The 21,620-nt window shown below is 58.7% G+C and carries 18 protein-coding genes; 3 read left to right on the forward strand and 15 right to left on the reverse strand.

The features are described from left to right. Positions 1-51: 51 nt before the first annotated feature. From rpoD to rpsU, 3 genes are all read right to left on the reverse strand, one after another. Positions 52-1,896 (reverse strand): RNA polymerase sigma factor RpoD, encoded by a 1,845-nt coding sequence (rpoD, locus tag EJA70_RS18130; protein ID WP_008085181.1) that lies wholly within the window; start codon positions 1,894-1,896, stop codon positions 52-54. A gap of 67 nt (positions 1,897-1,963) precedes the next feature. Next, on the reverse strand, positions 1,964-3,928 hold the full coding sequence (gene dnaG / locus EJA70_RS18135; RefSeq protein WP_053124418.1) for a DNA primase: 1,965 nt from the start codon (positions 3,926-3,928) through the stop codon (positions 1,964-1,966). Positions 3,929-4,414: 486 nt separating this feature from the next. Beyond that, positions 4,415-4,630 (reverse strand): 30S ribosomal protein S21, encoded by a 216-nt coding sequence (gene rpsU, locus EJA70_RS18140; protein ID WP_002551877.1) that lies wholly within the window; start codon positions 4,628-4,630, stop codon positions 4,415-4,417. 199 nt (positions 4,631-4,829) lie between these two features. Here rpsU and tsaD point away from each other — a divergent pair, with 199 nt between their 5' ends. Beyond that, positions 4,830-5,855, forward strand: coding sequence for a tRNA (adenosine(37)-N6)-threonylcarbamoyltransferase complex transferase subunit TsaD (gene tsaD / locus EJA70_RS18145; protein ID WP_008085183.1), 1,026 nt, complete (start codon positions 4,830-4,832; stop codon positions 5,853-5,855). A 23-nt stretch (positions 5,856-5,878) separates the two neighbouring features. Here tsaD and plsY read toward each other — a convergent pair whose 3' ends face one another. Further along, positions 5,879-6,448 carry a glycerol-3-phosphate 1-O-acyltransferase PlsY gene (plsY, locus tag EJA70_RS18150; RefSeq protein ID WP_158832502.1) on the reverse strand — a complete coding sequence of 190 codons (570 nt, stop codon included), beginning with the start codon at positions 6,446-6,448 and terminating at the stop codon, positions 5,879-5,881. 74 nt (positions 6,449-6,522) lie between these two features. On the opposite strand from plsY, the gene folB reads away from it, so the two are divergent. Further along, on the forward strand, positions 6,523-6,879 hold the full coding sequence (folB, locus tag EJA70_RS18155) for a dihydroneopterin aldolase (RefSeq protein WP_158832504.1): 357 nt from the start codon (positions 6,523-6,525) through the stop codon (positions 6,877-6,879). After that, positions 6,870-7,385, forward strand: a complete 516-nt coding sequence (folK, locus tag EJA70_RS18160) for a 2-amino-4-hydroxy-6-hydroxymethyldihydropteridine diphosphokinase (protein WP_158832506.1) — start codon at positions 6,870-6,872, stop codon at positions 7,383-7,385. Before folB ends, folK begins: the two co-directional genes overlap by 10 nt. 91 nt (positions 7,386-7,476) lie before the next feature. On the opposite strand, the gene EJA70_RS18165 is transcribed toward folK, so the two are convergent. The 11 genes from EJA70_RS18165 to EJA70_RS18215 all read right to left on the reverse strand — a co-directional run bounded on the left by EJA70_RS18165 (position 7,477) and on the right by EJA70_RS18215 (position 21,570). Then, the gene (locus EJA70_RS18165; protein ID WP_158832508.1) at positions 7,477-8,700 is read right to left on the reverse strand and encodes a multifunctional CCA addition/repair protein; all 1,224 of its coding nucleotides are present in this window, start codon (positions 8,698-8,700) and stop codon (positions 7,477-7,479) included. A 63-nt stretch (positions 8,701-8,763) separates the two neighbouring features. Next, on the reverse strand, positions 8,764-10,326 hold the full coding sequence (locus tag EJA70_RS18170; protein ID WP_158832510.1) for a SpoVR family protein: 1,563 nt from the start codon (positions 10,324-10,326) through the stop codon (positions 8,764-8,766). Then, positions 10,323-11,594: a YeaH/YhbH family protein gene (locus EJA70_RS18175; RefSeq protein WP_008085192.1), complete on the reverse strand. Its 1,272-nt coding sequence runs from the start codon at positions 11,592-11,594 to the stop codon at positions 10,323-10,325. The genes EJA70_RS18170 and EJA70_RS18175 overlap by 4 nt, the downstream gene beginning before the upstream one ends. A gap of 121 nt (positions 11,595-11,715) precedes the next feature. After that, on the reverse strand, positions 11,716-13,638 hold the full coding sequence (locus EJA70_RS18180; protein ID WP_007910115.1) for a PrkA family serine protein kinase: 1,923 nt from the start codon (positions 13,636-13,638) through the stop codon (positions 11,716-11,718). Between the two features lie 297 nt (positions 13,639-13,935). After that, on the reverse strand, positions 13,936-14,265 hold the full coding sequence (gene glpE, locus EJA70_RS18185; protein WP_016983139.1) for a thiosulfate sulfurtransferase GlpE: 330 nt from the start codon (positions 14,263-14,265) through the stop codon (positions 13,936-13,938). Positions 14,266-14,298: 33 nt separating this feature from the next. Continuing rightward, positions 14,299-15,180: a symmetrical bis(5'-nucleosyl)-tetraphosphatase gene (locus EJA70_RS18190; protein WP_158832512.1), complete on the reverse strand. Its 882-nt coding sequence runs from the start codon at positions 15,178-15,180 to the stop codon at positions 14,299-14,301. Next, positions 15,180-15,560, reverse strand: a complete 381-nt coding sequence (gene apaG, locus EJA70_RS18195) for a Co2+/Mg2+ efflux protein ApaG (RefSeq protein ID WP_008085199.1) — start codon at positions 15,558-15,560, stop codon at positions 15,180-15,182. Before apaG ends, EJA70_RS18190 begins: the two co-directional genes overlap by 1 nt. A gap of 113 nt (positions 15,561-15,673) precedes the next feature. After that, the gene (gene rsmA, locus EJA70_RS18200; protein ID WP_008085201.1) at positions 15,674-16,492 is read right to left on the reverse strand and encodes a 16S rRNA (adenine(1518)-N(6)/adenine(1519)-N(6))-dimethyltransferase RsmA; all 819 of its coding nucleotides are present in this window, start codon (positions 16,490-16,492) and stop codon (positions 15,674-15,676) included. Continuing rightward, positions 16,489-17,478 (reverse strand): 4-hydroxythreonine-4-phosphate dehydrogenase PdxA, encoded by a 990-nt coding sequence (gene pdxA, locus EJA70_RS18205; RefSeq protein WP_158832514.1) that lies wholly within the window; start codon positions 17,476-17,478, stop codon positions 16,489-16,491. The genes rsmA and pdxA overlap by 4 nt, the downstream gene beginning before the upstream one ends. Next, a complete protein-coding gene (gene surA / locus EJA70_RS18210) occupies positions 17,475-18,791 on the reverse strand; it encodes a peptidylprolyl isomerase SurA (RefSeq protein WP_008085205.1) in 1,317 nt (438 codons plus the stop codon). Before surA ends, pdxA begins: the two co-directional genes overlap by 4 nt. After that, on the reverse strand, positions 18,772-21,570 hold the full coding sequence (locus EJA70_RS18215) for an LPS-assembly protein LptD (RefSeq protein ID WP_158832516.1): 2,799 nt from the start codon (positions 21,568-21,570) through the stop codon (positions 18,772-18,774). The genes surA and EJA70_RS18215 overlap by 20 nt, the downstream gene beginning before the upstream one ends. Between the last annotated feature and the right edge of the window lie 50 nt (positions 21,571-21,620).

Below are 21,620 nucleotides of genomic sequence, written 5' to 3' on the forward strand. Positions count from 1 at the left end.
TTTAATCTGCCATATAAACAAAACCCCCGGCCTGGGCCGGGGGTTCTGGTATCACTCGTCGAGGAAGGAGCGCAGATGCTCGCTTCGCGTCGGGTGGCGCAGCTTGCGCAGCGCCTTGGCTTCGATCTGACGGATCCGCTCACGCGTTACGTCAAACTGTTTGCCCACTTCTTCGAGTGTGTGGTCGGTGTTCATGTCGATACCGAAACGCATGCGCAGTACTTTGGCTTCACGGGCAGTGAGGCCGGACAGCACTTCGCGAGTCGCTTCTTTCAGGCTCTCAACAGTGGCGACATCGATTGGCGACTGCATGGTCGAGTCTTCGATGAAGTCACCCAGATGGGAGTCTTCGTCATCACCGATCGGCGTTTCCATGGAGATCGGCTCTTTAGCGATCTTCAATACCTTGCGGATTTTATCCTCAGGCATTTCCATGCGTTCGCCCAGCTCTTCCGGGGTCGGTTCGCGACCCATTTCCTGCAACATCTGCCGGGAAATACGGTTGAGCTTGTTGATCGTCTCGATCATGTGCACCGGAATACGGATGGTGCGGGCCTGGTCGGCGATCGAGCGAGTGATCGCCTGACGGATCCACCAGGTGGCATAAGTCGAGAACTTGTAACCACGACGGTATTCGAACTTGTCTACCGCTTTCATCAAGCCGATGTTGCCTTCCTGGATCAGATCGAGGAATTGCAGGCCGCGGTTGGTGTACTTCTTGGCGATCGAGATCACCAGACGCAAGTTGGCTTCAACCATCTCTTTCTTCGCGCGGCGGGCCTTGGCCTCACCGATCGACATGCGACGGTTGATGTCCTTGATTTCAGCGATGGTCAGACCGGTCTCGGTTTCCAGCGCGATCAGTTTCTGCTGGCAACGGATGATGTCCGGCTGCACACGGCCGATGGCTTCGGCGTACTTGCTCTTGCCTTTGGCCAGGGCGTCGGACCAGCTTTCGTCGACTTCGTTGCCAGGGAACTGACGCAGGAAATCGGCGCGTGGCATACGTGCATCACGTACGCACAGCTGCATGATCGCGCGCTCTTGCTGACGCAGACGGTCCAGGGCACCGCGAACACGTTCAACCAAACCTTCGAATTGCTTCGGTACCAGTTTGATCGGCATGAACAGCTCGGCCAGAGCCAGCAATTCGGCAATCGTTGCCTTGTTGCTGCGACCGTGCTTTTTCAGCGCCTTGCGGGTGATTTCCATCTGGTCGGCGACCGCGCCAAAACGCTGGGCGGCGATAACCGGATCCGGACCGCTTTCGGCTTCTTCTTCGTCATCGGAAGATTCGGCTTCATCGTCGTCGGTTTCGTCGTCGGCTTTCGCGACTTTCGCTTCGACAGGCGGCGGTACCTCGGCAGGCGGCGCAATGCCGTCGTCCGGGTCGATATAACCGCTCAGGACGTCGGACAGGCGGCCACCTTCGGTGGTCACACGAGTGTACTCGGAGAGAATATGGTCAACCGTGCCAGGGAAGTGCGCGATTGCGCTCATCACTTCACGGATGCCTTCTTCGATTCGTTTGGCGATTTCAATTTCGCCTTCACGAGTCAGAAGCTCGACCGTACCCATTTCACGCATGTACATGCGCACCGGGTCAGTGGTGCGACCGATATCGGTCTCCACCGCTGCCAACGCGGCGGCTGCTTCTTCCGCAGCGGCCTCGTCGGTATCGGCGTCGGCCAACATAAGGGCGTCCGCATCCGGAGCACTCTCGTGTACGGGGATCCCCATGTCGTTAATCATGCGGATGATGTCTTCCACCTGCTCTGGATCTGAAATATCCTCGGGCAGGTGGTCGTTGACCTCGGCGTAAGTCAGATACTTCTGCTCACGACCCAGTTTGATCAACTCAATAATACGAGACTGCTGTTGCGCTTTTCCGGACATAACACCCTATCCACTGAAGGTCTTGGCGGGCAAAAAACAAGCCGAGGATTATACCTGAGCTATGACCTCACGCGCCAGTTGAGGTCGGGTTTGATGCGGAAACATTGCGACTTAGAAGGTCGCGCAGTTGATTTTTCTCTTCAATACTCAGTTCGCTTTGACGGGCTTTCCTGAGTAACTGTTCAAGATTTCGCTCGCGTTGGCGGGCTGACAAGCTAGTAATGGTGTCGAAAAACTGTTGTTCAAGGTTATCTCCATCAATCAGCCACTCCTTTTCTGCCAGCGCCTTGAGCAGGCGACCCTGTTCAGTACCGTGCCATCGCGCGATCAACTGAAATGAGTTTAGCTTGGGATTCTTCTGTACGGCTTCGAGCAGCGCCACAAGCAACTGGGCGTTGGTCTGATTTTCGTCCGCAATGTGCCCGGCGTCTTCGACGCGCTCAGCCAATTGCGGGTGATGCAGCAATGTTCGCAGGGCGGTCAGGGTTGGCGATTCGACGCCAATCGGCGTGCGCGGGCGTTGTTGGTCGCGATCGCCGCCACGCTTGCCGTTCTTGTCCCAGGGCTTCTTGTCCCACTTCTTGCCGCCAGCGCCGGGTTTCTTCGGCGTCCACTCCTGCTGCGGCACATACATGTCCTGTGCCTGCGGCTGATGGTAGTCGCTGTAGTCCGGCATTGCGTCGTAATTGATGCCCGGGTCGTAAGCGGGCGGCGCTTCCTGCGGCGCATTTTGCGCCAGCTGACTGACGGTTTCGCTGCTCAGGCCAGTGATTTCGGTCAGGCGCTGACGCATCAGGATGCGCAGGTTGGCGCCTGGCACTTTGTCGATCAACGGTGCGGCGAGGGTGGCCATATGGGCCTTGCCTTCGAGCGAGCGCGGGTCAGACTCTTCGGTCAGTTGCTGGAAGAAGTAGTCGGCCAGCGGCTGAGCGTGCTGATTGATCCGCGCCTTGAAGGCATCGGTGCCTTCAGCGCGAACCAGCGTATCCGGGTCTTCGCCTTCGGGCAGAAACAGAAAGCGTGCGCGACGGCCGTCCTGCAGGCTCGACAGCGTTGCTTCGAGTGCGCGCCACGCGGCGTTACGGCCAGCCTGGTCGCCGTCGAAGCAAAACAATACGTTGGGCACGACGCGAAACAGGCGCTTCAAATGTTCTTCGCTGGTCGCGGTGCCCAGCGTTGCGACGGCATTCTTCAAGCCTTGTTGGGCGAGCGCGATGACGTCCATATAACCTTCGACGACGATGATTTCGTCGAGGTTGCGGTTGTTCTTGCGTGCTTCATAAAGGCCGTAGAGTTCCTGACCTTTATGGAAAACCGGGGTTTCCGGGGAGTTCAGGTACTTCGGTTTGTCGTCGCCGAGTACGCGGCCACCGAAGGCGATGATGCGGCCACGGGTGTCGCGGATCGGGAACATCACGCGATCGCGGAAGCGGTCATAGCGTTTGCCGGTTTCGGCGTTCTCGATCAGCAGCCCGGCGTCGATCATGGCTTTTTGCTGAAGGGTGTCGCTGCTCAAATGTTTGAACAGGTTATCCCAGCCTGGCGGCGCGAAGCCGAGGCCGAAATCCCGGGCGATCTCGCCGGTCAGGCCGCGACCCTTGAGGTAATCCACGGCAGCTTTGCGCGCGGGGTGGCTCTTGAGGGCCTGCTTGTAAAAATCGGCAGCGGCAGTGAGTAAAGGATAGAGCGGCGAATCAGTCGGTTGCCGTGGCTTGCGCTCGCGGCCGCTTTCTTCGCGGGGGATTTCCATGCCGGCGGCTTTCGCCAGATCTTCGATGGCCTGGGGAAAATCCAGGTTGTCGTGATCCATGAGAAAGCCGAGCGCATTACCGCCGGCGCCGCAGCCGAAGCAATAATAGAACTGCTTGTCGGGGCTGACGCTGAACGACGGGGTTTTCTCTTTATGAAACGGGCAACAGGCGGTGTAGTTCTTGCCGGCCTTCTTCAATTGCACGCGCGAACTGACCACATCGACGATGTCGGTGCGGTTCAGCAGGTCGTCAATGAAGCTCTGGGGAATTAGCCCGGCCATGGCATTCTCGTCGTCTGCGCTGCAATAAGTCCGATGCGTAAGGCTGCCGGACGCGGGTCGTTGTTTGAAGCACGCAAAAGGTGCGGCTCGACCGGTGTCGTCTGCGTAATCGCTGTCGGGAAGTGTATCTGCCGAAAATCCACTGACGTTAGTACCTATCAGTCTTCGACTATTTGAAAGTGTTGCGCTGAATCCGCTGACGGCCGGTTAAGGGCCTCGGATAGCTCAATAAAGCGGGCACGCATGCAGGTGCCTTGGGCTGATCGTCGTGAGAGGAATCAGTGGGTGTGCTCGTCAGTAGCCTTGAAAGGCTCGTCAGAAAAGACGTGCACCGCTGGCAAAAGAGCCAGGTCTGACGTGTGAAGCAGATTCGTCTTGGTCGCGTGTGCGACTTCGACGTTGAAGCATCAAGCGTTTTACGCAAATGCCATTAGCCCGGCTGAGAGCCGGGCTTAGGCAAAGAAGCTTGCAACGAACGTCTGTGTATTAGTACAGACGAACGGCGCGGCGCTGTTCGCGCTGAACTTTCTTGGCGTGACGCTTAACAGCGGCTGCTGCTTTGCGCTTACGCTCAGAAGTTGGCTTCTCGTAAAATTCGCGGCTACGAACTTCAGCCAGTACACCGGCTTTTTCGCAGGAGCGCTTGAAACGACGCAGAGCTACGTCGAAGGGTTCGTTCTCTTTAACTTTGACGGCTGGCATCCAGAGCTACCTTCATTCATTACCGGGGTCAACATCCTCGCGGCAAAAGAGCACTTGAAGACGTCGGTTTTTAAGGGTTGCGGATGTTAACCCCTCATCGCTCGGAATGCAAAGCCTCTGATCGAAAACCGCTGGTCGGGGCATCCCGCGGCGACTATTATGCGCGCCTTCGAAGTCAGCCTAAACAAGGCGCAAACCCATGCTAGTACTGGGATTAGAAACCTCCTGCGACGAAACCGGCGTCGCATTATATGACAGTGAACGCGGCCTGCTGGCCGACGCCCTGTTCAGCCAGATCGACCTGCACCGCGCCTATGGCGGTGTGGTGCCGGAGCTCGCCTCGCGTGACCACGTCAAGCGCATGTTGCCCCTGATTCGTCAGGTGTTGGCCGAAGCGGACTGTGTGCCCACCGAGATCGACGCAATCGCCTATACCGCGGGCCCTGGCCTGGTTGGCGCGCTGCTGGTCGGTGCTTCCTGTGCTCAGGCGCTGGCGTTTGCCTGGGGCATTCCGGCACTTGGCGTGCACCACATGGAAGGGCATTTGCTCGCGCCGATGCTGGAGCCAAAACCGCCGGAGTTTCCGTTCGTCGCTTTGTTGGTCTCGGGCGGTCATACGCAGCTGGTTCAGGTCGATGGTATCGGTCAATACACCTTGCTCGGCGAGACGCTCGACGATGCCGCCGGCGAAGCGTTCGACAAAACCGCGAAGATGATGGGTCTGAATTATCCGGGCGGGCCGGAAATCGCCAAATTGGCGGAGAAGGGCGTTGCAGGACGTTTCACCTTTCCACGTCCGATGTGTGATCGCCCGGGTCTGCAATTCAGCTTCAGTGGTCTGAAAACCTCTGCGCTCAACGCCTGGCAGCAGTGCGTCAGCGCCGGGGACGACAACGAGCAAGCCCGTTGCGACATCGCGCTGGCGTTCCAGCAGGCCGTGGTGGAGACTTTGACCATCAAGTGCAAGCGTGCCCTGAAACAGGCGGGCATGAAGCGTCTGGTGATCGCTGGCGGCGTCAGCGCCAACAAGGCTTTGCGCGTTTCGCTGGAGAAAATGCTCGGCGACATGAAGGGCGATGTGTTTTATGCACGTCCGGAGTTCTGCACCGACAACGGCGCGATGATCGCGTTTGCCGGTTGCCAGCGCTTGCAGGCCGGTCAGCAGGAAAGTCTGGCGATCAGCGTGCAGGCGCGCTGGCCGATGGAGCAATTGTCGGCGTTGTGATGAGCGGTGCTCATGAGCGGTATTTAAAAATGCCGTTCGCGCCCGGCAAACAGGTCGCGTAGATTGCCGCGGTGGCGCCAGACGATCAGCAATGTCAGCGCGCTCATCGGCAACAGCGCCTCCGGTTCCTGCCAAGCCAGCAGTGGCAGGGTCAGCGGCGTGGCGATCAGTGCCGCCAGCGAGCTGGTGCGGGTCAGGTAGAACGTCAGCAGCCAGGCACACACGGCCAGCAGCGCGGCGGGCGGATACAGGCCCAGCAACATGCCGGCAGCGGTGGCGACACCTTTGCCGCCACGGAAGCGAAAATACAGTGGGAACAGGTGACCGATCACGGCGCACACGCCGATCCAGGCCTGATCCTGCAGCGAAAGGCCTGCCGCCGCTGCGATCAGCACCGGCACCAAGCCTTTGCACAGATCACCCAGCAGGGTCAGGATCGCCAGTTTGCGACCGACCAGGCGCAGCATGTTGGTGGCGCCGGCATTACCCGAGCCACTCATTCGCGGATCCGGATTTCCGGTCAGGCGGCTGAGCAAAATGGCGAAGGACAGCGAGCCGAGCAGGTAGGCGAAAGTCGCCAGTAACCAAAACATGCTAACTATTCCGGGCGAGGACGCCCTGATTCTAACGGCGCATTGCGCCCTTGTCGTGCAACGGAGAAAAGTGCTTGGACAGAGTGTTTATCGAGGGCCTGGAAGTCGACACCGTGATTGGTGCCTACGACTGGGAGCGCGGCATCCGACAGTGCCTGCGTCTTGATCTGAGCTTCGCCTGGGATAATCGCCCGGCCGCCGCCGGTGACGACCTGACCCTGGCGCTCGACTATGCCAGCGTTTCCGCACGGATTCAGGCCTTTGCCGAGCAAGCACAGTTTCAACTGGTCGAGACGTTCGCCGAGCGTCTGGTCGAAGTGCTGATGAATGAGTTCAACATCACTTGGGTACGCCTGAAACTGACCAAGCCTGGCGCGGTTCCGGCGGCCAAGGGCGGCGTGGGTGTGGAGATCGAGCGCGGATGTCGCTGACTCAGGTCTACCTCGGGCTCGGTAGTAATATCGAGCGCGAAACCCATTTGCGTGCAGGTCTCGACGCGTTGGCGACGTTTTTGGTGGATATCCGCTGTTCGGCGGTGTTCGAGAGTCAGCCAGTGGGGATCAAGAGCGGGCCGTTCTTCAACTTTGTGGTGTCGGCCTATACCGACCTGCCGTTGATGGAACTGGATCGGCGCTTGAAATTCATCGAGGCGGATAACGGTCGTTACGCGCCGGATCGCAAGGGTTTGCCGCTGGATATCGATGTGCTGTTGTACGGCGATCTGGCAGGCAACTTTGATGGTTTGATCTTGCCACGTGCTGAAATTCTGAAAAACGCCTTTGTGCTGTGGCCGTTGTCGCTTATTGCGCCGGATCGCGTACACCCGGGTGTGGGAAAAAGCTTCGCGACGTTGTGGGCCGAGGCGCAGATTGATCAGGTGCTGGCGCCGGTCCGGTTTGAGTGGCGCGGCAAGCAGCTCACGCCTGAGGATCTTTAAAAGCAAAAGATCGCAGCCTGCGGCAGCTCCTACATGGAAATCCAAATCTCTCTGTAGGAGCTGCCGAAGGCTGCGATCTTTTGATCTTGCTTCAAGCGTTGTCTTTGTAAGCCTTCAAGGCCTTGAGCCGTTCACGCTTCAGCGCCTCACCCAGCTCCGGCCCCTTGAATCCCTTCTCCAGCAATGGCTGCACCGCGACTTCACGCGCTGCCTTTGCCGCACCGCGCAAATAATCCGCCTGTGGATAGCTTCTTTGCTCCAGCCCTTTGCGGCCCCGCGCATCCATCTCGCACGCTACGATAAACTCTTCAAACCGTTGCGGCCGGCGATACACGTCAAAACTCTGCAACAACTCCAGTAGCGTTGAAGCCTTCAACTCCAGCGCCCGGTGCCCGTGGGTGTGGTACTTGCCAACGAACAAGGCCAATTCCTGGCAATCCTTCGGCGCCTTGAAGCGTTCGTTTACGGCTTTTATCAGCTCCAATCCGGTGTGCTCGTGGGCGATATGCCGTGGCCACTCTTCCTTCGGCGTCAGGCCTTTGCCAAGGTCATGCAGCAGGCAGGCCCAACGCACCGTCAATGGTTGTTTATGTAACGCCGATTGCTCAAGCACGCTGAGTGTGTGGACGCCAGTGTCGATTTCCGGGTGATGTGCTTCCGGTTGCGGCACGCCAAACAGTGCGTCGACTTCCGGCATCAACACCTTGAGCGCGCCACAGTCGCGGAGCACTTGGATGAATACCTGTGGCTGATCTTCCATCAGCGCGCGGGAGATTTCTTTCCAGCTGCGCTCAGCGGTCAACGCCTCAAGTTCACCGGATTCACTGAGTTGACGCATCAGTTCGAGCGTCTCCGGTGCAACGCTGAAACCAAGCTCGGCATAGCGGGCGGCGAAGCGGGCAACGCGCAGCACTCGGAGCGGATCTTCGGCGAACGCCGGAGAAACATGGCGCAGGATTCGATCTTCAAGATCGCGCTGGCCATGGTACGGATCGGTGATGTTTTGGTGGTCGTCCTCGGCCATGGCGTTGATGGTCAGGTCGCGACGGATCAGATCTTCTTCAAGCGTGACTTCGGGACTGGCGTGAAACGTAAAGCCGCCATAACCACGGCCGCTTTTGCGCTCGGTGCGGGCGAGGGCGTATTCCTCGCCGCTTTTCGGGTGAAGAAACACCGGGAAATCTGCGCCGACCGGGCGATAGCCCTTGGCGAGCATTTCTTCCGTGCTGGCTCCGACCACGACCCAATCGATGTCAGTAACCGGTTTGCCCAGCAGGCGATCACGAACCGCACCGCCAACCTTGAAAATCTGCATAAAAAACCTCCGTTAGCCCGACAGGATAACCCTTGCGCCGGACTTTCGGAGGCCATAACCGTTTCAAAGATGAATGACGGCGAGGTCGAGCCGACCGTAATCCCCTTCGCTATGTTCACTGCGCGGCGGCACGTGATGGGTTTTCATGATCTGGTCGCCCTGCAGCGTTTCCAGATGAATATCGAAGCCCCACAAACGGTGCAGGTGTTTGAGCACCTCTTCAGTGGAGTCGCCGAGCGGTTTGCGGTCGTGCTGCTGATGACGCAGGGTCAGTGAGCGGTCGCCGCGTCGATCGATGCTGTAAATCTGCACGTTCGGTTCACGGTTGCCGAGGTTGTATTGCGCGGCCAGGGTTTCGCGGATGATCCGGTAACCGGGCTCGTCATGGATCGCCGGCACCAGCAAATCGTCCTTCTGATCGTCATCCATGATGCTGAACAGTTTCAGATCGCGGATCACCTTCGGTGACAAATATTGCAGGATGAAGCTCTCGTCCTTGAAGCTGCTCATGGCGAATTTGATCGTCGACAGCCAGTCGCTCCCTGCGATGTCCGGAAACCAGTGGCGATCCTCTTCGGTAGGTTCTTCACACATGCGCCGGATGTCGCGGTACATGGCGAAACCCAATGCGTACGGGTTGATGCCGCTGTAGTAAGGGCTATCGAAACCTGGCTGAAACACTACGCTGGTATGCGAGGTGAGGAACTCCATCATGAAGCCGTCGGTGACCAACCCTTCGTCATACAGGTCGTTCATCAGCGTGTAGTGCCAGAACGTTGCCCAGCCTTCGTTCATGACCTGGGTCTGACGCTGTGGATAAAAGTACTGGGCGATCTTGCGCACGATGCGCACGATTTCGCGCTGCCAGGGCTCAAGCAACGGCGCATGTTTCTCGATGAAGTAGAGGATGTTTTCCTGCGGCTCGGCCGGGAAACGTGCGTTGTCCTTGTCGCTGTATTTGTCCGCGCCTTTGGGAATGGTGCGCCACAGATCGTTGATCTGCTTCTGCAGGTGTTCCTCGCGATCCTTCTGCCGCCGCCGTTCTTCTTCGGCGGAAATCGGGTAGGGACGTTTGTAGCGGTCAACGCCGTAGTTCATCAGCGCGTGGCAGGAGTCGAGCAGATCTTCCACCGCGTCGATGCCGTGGCGCTCCTCGCACTGCATGATGTACTGCTTGGCGAACACCAGGTAATCGATGATCGAACTGGCGTCAGTCCAGGTGCGGAACAGGTAATTGCCCTTGAAGAAACTGTTGTGGCCATAGCAAGCGTGGGCCACCACCAGCGCCTGCATGCAGATGGTGTTTTCTTCCATCAAATAGGCGATGCACGGATCCGAGTTGATTACGATCTCGTACGCCAGGCCCATCTGCCCGCGACTGTAGGATTTTTCTGTGCTGAGGAAGTGTTTGCCGTAGGACCAATGGTGGTAACCCAGCGGCATGCCCACCGAGGCATAGGCGTCCATCATCTGCTCGGCGGTGATCACTTCGATCTGGTTGGGATAGGTGTCCAGCGCATAGCCGGCCGCGATACGGGCGATTTCGCGGTCGTAGGTCTGGATCAGCTCGAACGTCCATTCGGAGCCGGTGGAAATGGGTTGGCGCTTCTGCTCTTTGGCGGTCATGTCACTAACCTGCGCTGGAAGAGTTCACGGAAGACCGGATAGATATCCCCGGCCGAGACCAGTTGCTGCTGGGCAAAAGTGTCAGAAAAGGCGTCGGCGATGCGTTCGTACTCGTACCACAAGGCCTGATGTTCGCGCGGGGTGATCTCCACGTAAGTGTAATACTGCACAAACGGCATGATCTGGTTGATGAGGATGTCGCGGCAGATCGGTGAATCGTCGTTCCAGTTGTCACCGTCGGAAGCCTGCGCCGCGTAGATGTTCCACTCGTTGCTTGGATAACGCTCGGCCATGATCTCTTGCATCAGTTTCAACGCACTGGAAACGATGGTGCCGCCGGTTTCCCGTGAATAGAAAAACTCTTCTTCGTCGACTTCGCGTGCACTGGTGTGGTGGCGGATGAACACCACGTCGATCTTGTCGTAGTTCCGCTTGAGGAACAGGTACAGCAGGATGAAGAAGCGTTTGGCGATGTCTTTGGTCGCCTGGGTCATCGAGCCGGAAACGTCCATCAGGCAGAACATCACGGCTTTCGAGCTGGGGTTGGGTTGCTTGATCAGCAGGTTGTATTTCAAGTCGAAGGTGTCGAGGAACGGCACGCGATGAATGCGCGCACTGAGTTTCTCTATTTCTGCTTCAAGTTCCTGAATATCGCCGAAGTTGTCCGGCTCTTCGCGTTTCAGTCGTTCAAGTTCTTCTTTCGCCTCACGCAGTTTTGCCCGGCTGCTGCCAGATAAAGCGATGCGCCGCGCGTGCGCCGATCGCAGTGTGCGGATGATGTTGATGCGTGACGGGTTACCTTCGTTGCTGATCCCGGCACGTACGGTTTTGAAGGTGTCGGTGCCGCTGAGGTTGCGTTTGACCAAGTTCGGCAACTCCAGGTCTTCGAACATGAATTCGAGAAATTCTTCCTGAGTGATCTGGAAGACGAACTCGTCCATGCCCTCGCCGGAATTACCGGCCTTGCCCGGACCGCGTCCGCCGCCACCGCCCGGTGGCCGAGCAATGTGTTCGCCGGCGGTGAATTCCTTGTTACCGGGATGAACCACGGTCTGCTTGCCGCCGCGGCCGTGGTGAAGCACCGGTTCGTCAATGTCGCGACCGGGAATACTGATCTGTTCGCCGTGTTCCATATCGGTAATGGAGCGCCGGCTGACCGCCTCTTCGACAGCCTTTTTGATGTGGTCACGGTAACGCCGCAGGAAACGCTGGCGGTTTACCGTGCTCTTGTTCTTGCCATTCAGACGTCGGTCGATCACATAACTCATAGGAAGCCCTCCGGGCAGCTTCAAGTTGTGAGCTTCAAGCTGCAAGCAAAAGCAGGTTCCCGGGCATCAGTGGGTTACGCGCTTTGTTCTTGCAGCTTGTAGCTAGAAGCTTGCAGCTGCTTCACTGCGACTTCCGTACCCGCAGGTACCATTCGGAAAGAAGCCGTACCTGTTTGTCGGTGTAGCCGCGCTCGACCATTCGAGTGACGAAGTCGTTGTGCTTTTGCTGATCCTCCTTGCTGGCCTTGGCGTTGAAGCTGATGACCGGCAGCAGATCCTCGGTGTTCGAGAACATTTTCTTCTCGATGACCACGCGCAGTTTTTCGTAGCTGAGCCAGGTCGGGTTCTTGCCGTTGTTGTTGGCTCGGGCGCGCAACACGAAGTTGACGATCTCGTTGCGGAAATCCTTCGGATTGCTGATGCCGGCCGGTTTCTCGATTTTCTCCAGTTCTTCGTTCAGGGCGACGCGGTTGAGGATCTCGCCGGTTTCCGGATCGCGATATTCCTGATCCTGAATCCAGAAGTCCGCATACAGCACGTAGCGGTCGAAGATGTTCTGACCGTACTCGCTGTAAGACTCGAGGTAGGCGGTCTGGATTTCCTTACCGATGAATTCGATATAACGCGGTGCCAGGTACTCTTTCAGATAGCGCAGATACCGCTCGCGGGTTTCGGCCTGGAATTGTTCCTGTTCGATCTGCTGTTCCAGCACATAGAGCAGGTGCACAGGGTTGGCAGCGATTTCATGCGGATCGAAGTTGAATACCTTGGACAGGATCTTGAACGCAAAGCGGGTCGACAGACCGTTCATGCCCTCATCAACGCCTGCCGAGTCGCGGTATTCCTGAATCGACTTGGCTTTCGGATCGGTGTCTTTGAGATTTTCACCGTCGTAGACGCGCATCTTCGAATAGATGTTGGAGTTTTCCGGCTCCTTGAGGCGTGACAGCACCGTGAACTGCGCCAGCATTTTCAAGGTGTCGGGCGCGCAATGCGCTTTGGCCAGGGAGCTGTTGAACAGCAGTTTGTCGTAGATCTTCACTTCGTCGCTGACGCGCAGGCAATACGGCACTTTGACGATGTAGATCCGGTCGATGAACGCTTCGTTGTTCTTGTTGTTGCGGAAGGTGTGCCACTCCGATTCGTTGGAGTGAGCGAGCAGGATCCCGGTAAACGGAATCGCGCCGAGGCCTTCGGTACTGTTGTAGTTGCCTTCCTGGGTCGCAGTCAGCAGTGGGTGCAGCACCTTGATCGGTGCCTTGAACATTTCGACGAATTCCATCAGGCCCTGGTTGGCCCGGCACAGCGCACCGGAGTAGCTGTAGGCGTCGGCGTCGTTCTGTGGGTATTCCTCGAGTTTGCGGATGTCGACTTTACCGACCAGTGCGGAAATGTCCTGGTTGTTCTCGTCGCCCGGTTCGGTCTTGGCCACGGCGATCTGGTTGAGGATCGACGGGTACAGTTTGACCACGCGGAACTGGCTGATGTCGCCGCCGAATTCGGCCAGGCGTTTGGTCGCCCATGGCGACATGATGGTGTTCAGGTAGCGCCGTGGAATGCCGAAATCTTCTTCGAGGATCGCGCCATCTTCGGTGGCGTTGAACAGACCCAAAGGAGATTCGAATACCGGCGAGCCCTTGATCGCGTAGAAGGGCACTTTCTCGATCAGCTGTTTCAGCTTTTCGGCCAAGGACGATTTACCGCCGCCGACGGGGCCGAGCAGATAAAGGATTTGTTTCTTCTCTTCCAGGCCTTGGGCGGCGTGGCGGAAATACGAAACGATCTGATCGATGCATTCTTCCATCCCGTGGAAGTCTTCAAAGGCCGGATAGCGACGGATCACCTTGTTGGAGAAGATGCGTGACAGCCTCGAGTTGGTCGAGGTGTCGAGCAGTTCCGGTTCACCGATGGCCAGCAATAGACGCTCGGCGGCGGAAACGTAAGCGCTACGGTCTTTCTTGCACAGCTCCAGGTACTCTTGCAGCGAGAGTTCTTCCTGGCGTGTGGACTCGAAGCGTTGTTGGAAGTGGCTAAAGATACTCATGACGTCACCTCGCTCGATACGTGGAGCCGACGCCGGATCACTCAGTCGATGCTGGCAAACAACCGTTTTGGCGGCTGTTTGTTTACCCCCCAGAACACTTCCACGATCGACAATCGCGAAAGTCACTCCCGATGACCCGTGCGCCGGTGTACCGGCTCTCCCCTGTTTTGGATGGCCTGGGCTTAAGGATAGTTGGGAATTCGGGAGGTAAAGGCGAGATACGTAATTAGTTGTGGCAAGACCGTTCGTCTGCCCGCGCAGGCCCACGGCAGCCGGGGCCTGCGCGTGACAAAAAAATTATTCGGCGGTGCCTTGGGCCGTTTCCGCAGGATACGTCGTACGCCACAGCTCAAAGCCGCCGTCCATGCTGTAGACGTCGGAAAAGCCTTGGCTGATCAGGTAGGCCGCAGCGCCCTGGCTGGAATTGCCGTGGTAGCAGACGACCACGGTCGGTGCATCGAGGTCAGCGCCTTGAATGAAGGCGTGCAGGGAATGATTGTCCAGATGCTTCGAGCCGCTGATGTGCAGGGCAGCGAAAGTCGCCGGGTCGCGAACGTCGACCACGACAGCACCTTGCTCACGCAGGGCCTGGGCCTGCTCCGGGGGGATTCGTTTGAATTCGCTCATGGCGGGTTCCTGTTGCTCGGCTGAATGCGCAGTCTAACGCGGTGCGTTGGCTGGCGAAGTTTCGGGGATAAGTGGTGCGACCGTGGGGGCGAGGCCGCCATGTTCATCGCATTTGCACGACAGGCGTTCACCGCTGTCGACGTTCATCAGGGTCAGGCTGCCGCCCCAGACACAACCGGTATCCAGTGCCGAGATGCCTGGCTCGTGGATATTGCCTTCAAGGGCCGCCCAGTGGCCGAAGATGATCCTCAGGCCTTTGGTCTTGCGCTCCTTGTGCTGGAACCACGGTTTGTAACCCGCTGGCGCGCTGTCGAGACCTTCCTTGCTCTTGAGGTCGAGTTTGCCTTCGGCGGTGCAGAAACGCATGCGCGTGAAATAGTTGGTGATCACGCGCAGGCGCGTCACGCCTTTGAGGTCGTTGTCCCATTTCGCCGGCTCGTTGCCGTACATGCCGTCGAGAAAGGCAGGCAACAGATTGTCGTCGCGCAGCGCTGTTTCGACTTCGTCCGCGCACTTCAAGGCGCGGCGCAGTGACCATTGCGGCGGAATGCCGGCGTGGACCATGGCGACATCGCGCTGCTCGTCGTAGTGCATGAGTTTTTGCTGGCGTACCCACTCAAGCAGTTCGGCGCAGTCTGGCGCCTCAAGAATCTCGCGCAAGGTGTCGGACTTCTTCAGTCGCTCGATGTTTTTCGCCGCGGCCAGCAGATGCAGGTCATGGTTGCCCAGCACGCAGACCAGCGATTCACGCATGCCGTAGAGAAAGCGCAGGGTTTCCAGCGACTGCGGCCCACGGTTGACCAGATCACCCACCAGCCACAGCCGATCAAGCGTCGGATCGAATGCGACTTGCTTGAGCAGGCACTTGAGCGGCTCGAGGCAGCCTTGCAGGTCGCCAACGGCATACGTCGCCATCAGTGCAGGGCTCCGGGCACCGCCAGGCGGAAAGGTTTGATGATGGCGTCGAAATGTTTGCCGTCAGTGGCGACCATTTCATAGGTGCCCTGCATGGTGCCAACCTTGGTGGTCATTACCGTGCCGCTGCTGTAGGTGTGGCTCTGGCCGGCATCGATCAACGGTTGCTGACCCACTACGCCTGCACCACGCACTTCTTCGACATGGCCATCACCGTCGGTGATCACCCAGTGCCGCGACATCAGGCGTGCGGGTTGCTCGCCGTTATTCTGCACGGTGATGGTGTAGGCGAAGGCGAAGCGGTCGTGCTCGGGTTGCGATTGGTCTGCCAGATAGTGGGTGACGACGCTGACATCGACCTGGTAACGGGAATCGGACATGCAAGAGGCCTTAAACGAAGCGGAACGCGGGGCGTAGCTGATGGGGAATCAGTCTAGGCAAGTATCGGGCAGTAAACCAGAGTGGCGTCCTGCCCGATAGCGTTCATCGTTTGTCAGTCGGCGGCGGGGGAGGCCGGGACCTGGATCGCGAGCTGGTCAGCCAGGCGTACGAACGCGGCCAGGTCCAGTTGCTCCGGACGCAGGCTGCCATCGACGCCGGCGGCTTCGATCTCGGCATTGCTGAGCAATTGCTTGAGGGTGTTGCGCAGGGTCTTGCGACGCTGGTTGAACGCTTCGCGCACAACCCGCTCGAGCAACTTGTGATCCTTGGCCGGGTGCGGCAGCACGGCGTGCGGCACCAGACGAACGATCGCCGAATCGACTTTTGGCGGCGGGTTGAACGCGCCCGGGCCAACATTGAACAGATGTTCTACGCGACAGTGGTACTGAACCATGATCGACAGACGACCCCAGTCACCGCCGCCAGGGCCCGCGGCCAGACGCTCGACCACTTCTTTCTGCAGCATGAAGTGCATGTCGCGAATGATGCCGGCGTTGTTCAGCAGGTGAAAAATCAGCGGCGTCGAGATGTTGTACGGCAGGTTACCGACCACCCGCAGGCTGTTCGGCGCGGCGTTGAGCGTGTTGAAGTCGAACTTCAGTGCATCGCCCTGGTGCAGGTTGAAGTTGCTCTTGCCGGCAAACTGCTGGTTGAGGATCGGGATCAGATCCTTGTCCAGTTCCACCACGTCGAGCTGCCCGCCGGAGTTGAGCAGGCCGGCGGTCAGCGCGCCTTGGCCCGGGCCGATTTCCAGCAGGCGATCGTCAGGCTTGGCGCTGATGGAGCGCAGGATGCGGTCGATAACGCCGGCATCGTGCAGGAAGTTCTGGCCAAAGCGTTTGCGCGCCTTGTGTTGGTATTGCTCGGTCATAAACGGGTCTCGGCCATCTGGTAGGCGGTTTCCAGGGCGACTTGCAGGCTGCCGGTGTCGATCTTGCCGCTGCCGGCCAGATCCAGGGCAGTGCCGTGGTCGACCGATGTGCGGATGATCGGCAGGCCCAGGGTCACGTTGACCGCGGCGCCAAAGCCTTTGTACTTAAGCACAGGCAAGCCCTGGTCGTGGTACATCGCCAGCACTGCGTCGCAGTGCTCCAGATATTTGGGGGTAAACAGAGTGTCGGCAGGCAGCGGGCCACGAAGGTCCATGCCCTCGCCGCGCAGGCGCTCTAATGTCGGTTCAATGATGTCGATTTCTTCATGGCCCAGGTGTCCGCCTTCACCGGCGTGCGGGTTGAGCCCGCAGACCAGGATGCGTGGCTGGGCGATGCCGAATTTGTGTTGCAGGTCGCTGTGCAGAATTCGTGTGACCCGTTCCAGCCGCTCTGGCGTGATCGCATCGGCGATGTCGCGCAGGGGCAGATGAGTGGTGACCAGCGCCACACGCAAACCGCGCGTTGCCAGCATCATCACTACCTGTGCGGTATGGGTCAGGTCTGCGAGAAATTCCGTGTGCCCGGAGAACGCGATGCCCGATTCGTTGATCACGCCTTTGTGTACCGGGGCGGTGATCATCCCGGCGAAGTCGCCGTTGAGGCAGCCGTTACCGGCACGGGTCAGGGTTTCGAGGACGAACGCGGCGTTGGCCTTGTCCAGTTGCCCGGCAACCACGGGGGCGCTGAGCGGTGTATCCCAGACATACAGGCTGCCCGCGGGCGCCGGAGCGTCGGGCCAGTGATTCGGGCCGACATCCAGCAAGTTGACGGCCAGCCCCAGCTGCGCGGCCCGCTCGATGAGCAGGTCGCGGCTGGTGATGGCAATCAGGGGATGTGGCTGGGCTTGCGAGGCGAGCAGCAGGCACAGGTCGGGACCGATGCCGGCTGGTTCGCCGGGTGTCAGCGCGAAACGCTTGGGTTTCACTGCGCTGCCTGGTCTGCACCAGGGAGTTTGATCTCTACGTACGCTTCGTCACGGATCTGACGCAGCCAGGTTTGCAGCTCTTCGTCGTATTTGCGGTTACGCAGTACGGTCATTGCTTGCTGCTCGCGGGCCTGTTCAGTGCTGTCAGTGGCGCGACGGCCAAGGACTTCCAGAACGTGCCAGCCGTATTGGGTCTGGAATGGCTTGGACAGCTGACCTTGTGGGGTATTGGCCATCACTTCGCGGAACTCCGGAACCAGTGCGTTCGGGTCGATCCAGTTCAGGTCACCGCCATTGAGCGCAGAACCCGGGTCTTCGGAGTAGCTCTTCGCCAGGGTGGCGAAATCTTCACCGGCGACGATGCGTTCATACAGCGATTGCACGAGGGCCTTGGTCTTGGCTTCGTCGCGAATCGGGCTTGGCTTGACCAGGATGTGGCGCACATGCACTTCATCACGGGTCTGGGTCTCGCCGCCACGCTTGGCCAGCAGCTTGAGGATGATGAAACCACCCGGTGTGCGCGCTGGCTGAGTCACGTCGCCGACAGCCATGCTGCTCAGCTCGCGATCGAAGGGAGGTGGCAGTTGCGCGGCTTTACGCCAGCCCATGTCGCCGCCTTCGAGTGCGTTGTCGCTGCCGGATTTGGCAACTGCCATCTGGCCGAAGTCAGCACCTTGCTTGAGCTGCTGGTAAACCTCCATCGCCTGGCGTGCGGCGTTCTGAATCGCTTCAGAACTGGCGCTTTCCGGGGTAGGAATCAGGATGTTGGCCAGGTGCAACTCTTCGGACAGTTGCATTTTGCCCAGGTCAGAGGCGAGGAAGTTTTTCACTTCCTGCTCGGACACCTGGATGCGCTCTGCCACACGGCGCTGACGTACACGGCTGATGACCATTTCGCGACGGATCTGGTCACGGGCGTCGTCGTAAGACAGACCGTCATGAGCCAGAGCGGCGCGGAATTGATCCACAGTCATGTTGTTGCGCTGGGCAATGGTGCCGACAGCCTGGTTCAGTTCTTCATCGGTGATGCGGATGCCGGAACGTTCGCCGATCTGCAGTTGCAGGTTTTCGACGATCAGGCGCTCAAGCACCTGTTGGTCCAGCACGCCTGGAGGCGGCAAACCGCCGCCACGCTTGGCGATGGTCTGCTGAACTTCGTGGACACGCTGGTCCAGTTGGCTTTGCATGACCACGTCGTTGTCGACGATCGCTACCACTTTATCGATGGACTGTACTGCGGCGTTGGCCGCAGTACCCAGGAACAGCGCGCCCAGCATCAGCGGGCGCAGACAATCAGAAAGCTTGGTCTTCACGTTGACGATAACCTTGGATGCCTTTGTCGAGGAAGCTCTCTACCTTGGCGCCAGTGAGGCCGCCGAGTCCCTTCAGAACAATTTGGAGGAAGACGCCGTGGTCGCCTTTTTCGTTTTCCGGGGCGTTCTGACTGAATTCGTCATAGCTGACCCAGTAACGGTTGATCAGGCGCAGTTTCCAGCAGCAGTTGTCGTATTCGAAACCACCGAAGGCTTCCAGCGTACGGTTGCGGTTGTAGTCGTACTGCCAGCGGCTGATCGCGCTCCACTGTGGAACGATCGGCCAGATGACCGAGAAGTCATGCTGCTGGATCTTGTAGTAGTCCTTCACATAGCCAGGCTGGCCCGGGGTGCCGTAATCGCCACCGCCCACAGCCCACTTACCGGTGTTCTGGTCGTAGCGGACCTGATCGTTGCGATAGCGATAACCGGCGTTGATAACCTTGTTCGGGTTGTCTTCAGGCTGGTAGTGGAACATCGCACTGCCGGAACGCGGGCTGCGGCTGTCCGGGTCCCAGTTGTAGTCGGCAGTGGTGCGCCAATCGCGGTTCCAGCGGTATTCGTATTCCAGCGCATACGGCGAAACGTTGGCATGCGCATCGTCACGGGTCTTGGCATCGATACCTGGCAGTTGGACTTCACGATCCTTGAAGTACAGGGCCTGGCCGACGCTGATACGTTGACGCTCGAAACCGTTGTCTTCGATCCAACGGCTGGTTACACCCAGCGACAGTTTGTTCTCGTCACCGACACGGTCGGCACCAGAGAAACGGTTGTCACGGAACAGCGAGGCGTAGTTGAAGGTGTATTCGCTGGTGTCGAACACCGGAATGTCTTCTTGATCCACCTCAGGAACATAGAGGTAGAACAGGCGTGGTTCCAGGGTCTGACGGTAGTTCTTGCCGAAGAACGACGTGTTGCGGTCGAAGTACAGGCCGCTGTCGATGCTGGCGATCGGTACGCCACGGTTCTGGTTGCTGTCGAACTTGCCGTTGAGCTTCTGCTGCTCGGCGGTCATCGCATCAATCTGCGATTTGCCTTTGCCGTCCAGATCCAGTTGGTACTGGGTGTACTGATACTTGAGCGACGGCTTGAGGAAGCCATAAGTCCAGTTCATCGGCAGGCTGACGCCCGGCTTCAGGTTCAGACGATCGCCGTTGGCACGGGCCAGGCCTTGGACGTTGTTGTCCAGGCGCGACTCGACAGTGCCGTCCTCATTGGTGAAGTTGCCGTTTTCCAGATCGCGGTCAAAGCGGACCAGCTCGGTCTCGTAATCGAAATTCAGACCTTCCGGGTGATACGGCAGCTGACCATTGAAGGTGATCTGCGGCAGACGATCGTACGGTGTGATGTTCGACACGGTGGCCAGTTGATACGCCTGGGCGTTCAAGCGAGCGGTGTAACTGTCGCCGCGATAGGTGACCGAGCCTTGCTGGTTCACGAAGTCGGCGCTCTTCACCCCGATCTGATCAGTGGTCAGATCCTGGAAGTAGTACGGATCGCTGATCTTGGTGTAGTCAACCTGGGTCATCACACGGGAGTCGAGACCGCCCTTGTGCTGCCAGTTGTACATGTAGCGGTTTTTTTCGTAGTCGGTCTGCTTGCTGCGATCGGTATTGTCGTCGTTCAGGTACGCGGCGCCGAACTGACCTTCGCTCGATTTGGTCAGGTAACGGAACTCGCCTTCTACCATCATGCCGCGCTTGCTCATGTAACGCGGGTACAACGTGGCATCGTAGTTCGGCGCCAGGTTGAAGTAGTACGGCGTAACCAGCATGAAGCCGGTATCGCTGCCGCTGCCGATGGTCGGCGGCAGGAAGCCCGACTGGCGACGATCATCGATCGGGAAGTAGATGTAAGGCGTGTACAGAATCGGGATGTCTTTTACGCGCAGCGTCACGTTGGTCGCGGTACCGAAGCCGGTGGCCGGGTTCAAGGTGATGTTGTTGCCCTTGAGCTGCCAGGCGTTGCTGTTCGGTTCGCACGTGGTGTACGTGCCGTCCTTCAAGCGGATGATCGCGTTTTCGGCACGCTTGGCGTACAGCGCATTACCGCGGATGCGTGATTTGTGCATCACGTATTCGGCGTTGTCGACCTTGGCTTCACCGGTGTCGAGCTGAACGTCAGCGTGGTCGCCGACGATCAGTGCGCCGTTGTCACGGATGCGCACGTCGCCACTGAGTTCGGCGCGGCTCTCGGCCTGATACAGGCTCGCCTCGTCGGATTCGACCTGCATGCTGCCCTGACGCAGGACGACATCACCGGCCAGCGTACCGACTTGATCATCGGTGTTATAGCGCGAGGCTTTTGCGCCGATAAAGGTCGGAGCATCGCTTTTGTTCGTCTTGTCATTCATGCCAGGACGAATCGGTTCGATATAGGCACCAGAGCAGTACGGACCGGTCTCGGCCAATTGGGCGGCGGTGAGCTTCTCGCGCGGAACCCAGTCGAGGTGACTGAAGTCTTCGCTACGGGATTTCAGGCCGCGGCCTTTGGCTTCGGTGACCAGTGCCGTTTTAGGGGCTGTGTCGGCAGTCGAACCGTTCTCGCTCGCCGCTTCGCCGGTGGCACTGACGGCACTGCCGTCATGCACTGGACGTGGCGGCAACGCAGCAGCGGTTGATTTGGGCGCACAGGCCCAACCACCCGAAGCCGAGACGGAGCAGTCATACTGCTCGGCGGCAACAACGAATTGACTGGCCAGAGGTTGCATAGCCAGCAGACTGCCGGTTACCAACAACGGAAATTTTTTACGAAACGCGGGGGATTTCAATGCCATCTTATTAGTCCGGGCTTCCTGCGTGCCATCTGCCCGCGGTGTGGGCCGCA

This window comes from Pseudomonas sp. PB103 (assembly GCF_009764635.1).
Lineage (GTDB): Bacteria > Pseudomonadota > Gammaproteobacteria > Pseudomonadales > Pseudomonadaceae > Aquipseudomonas.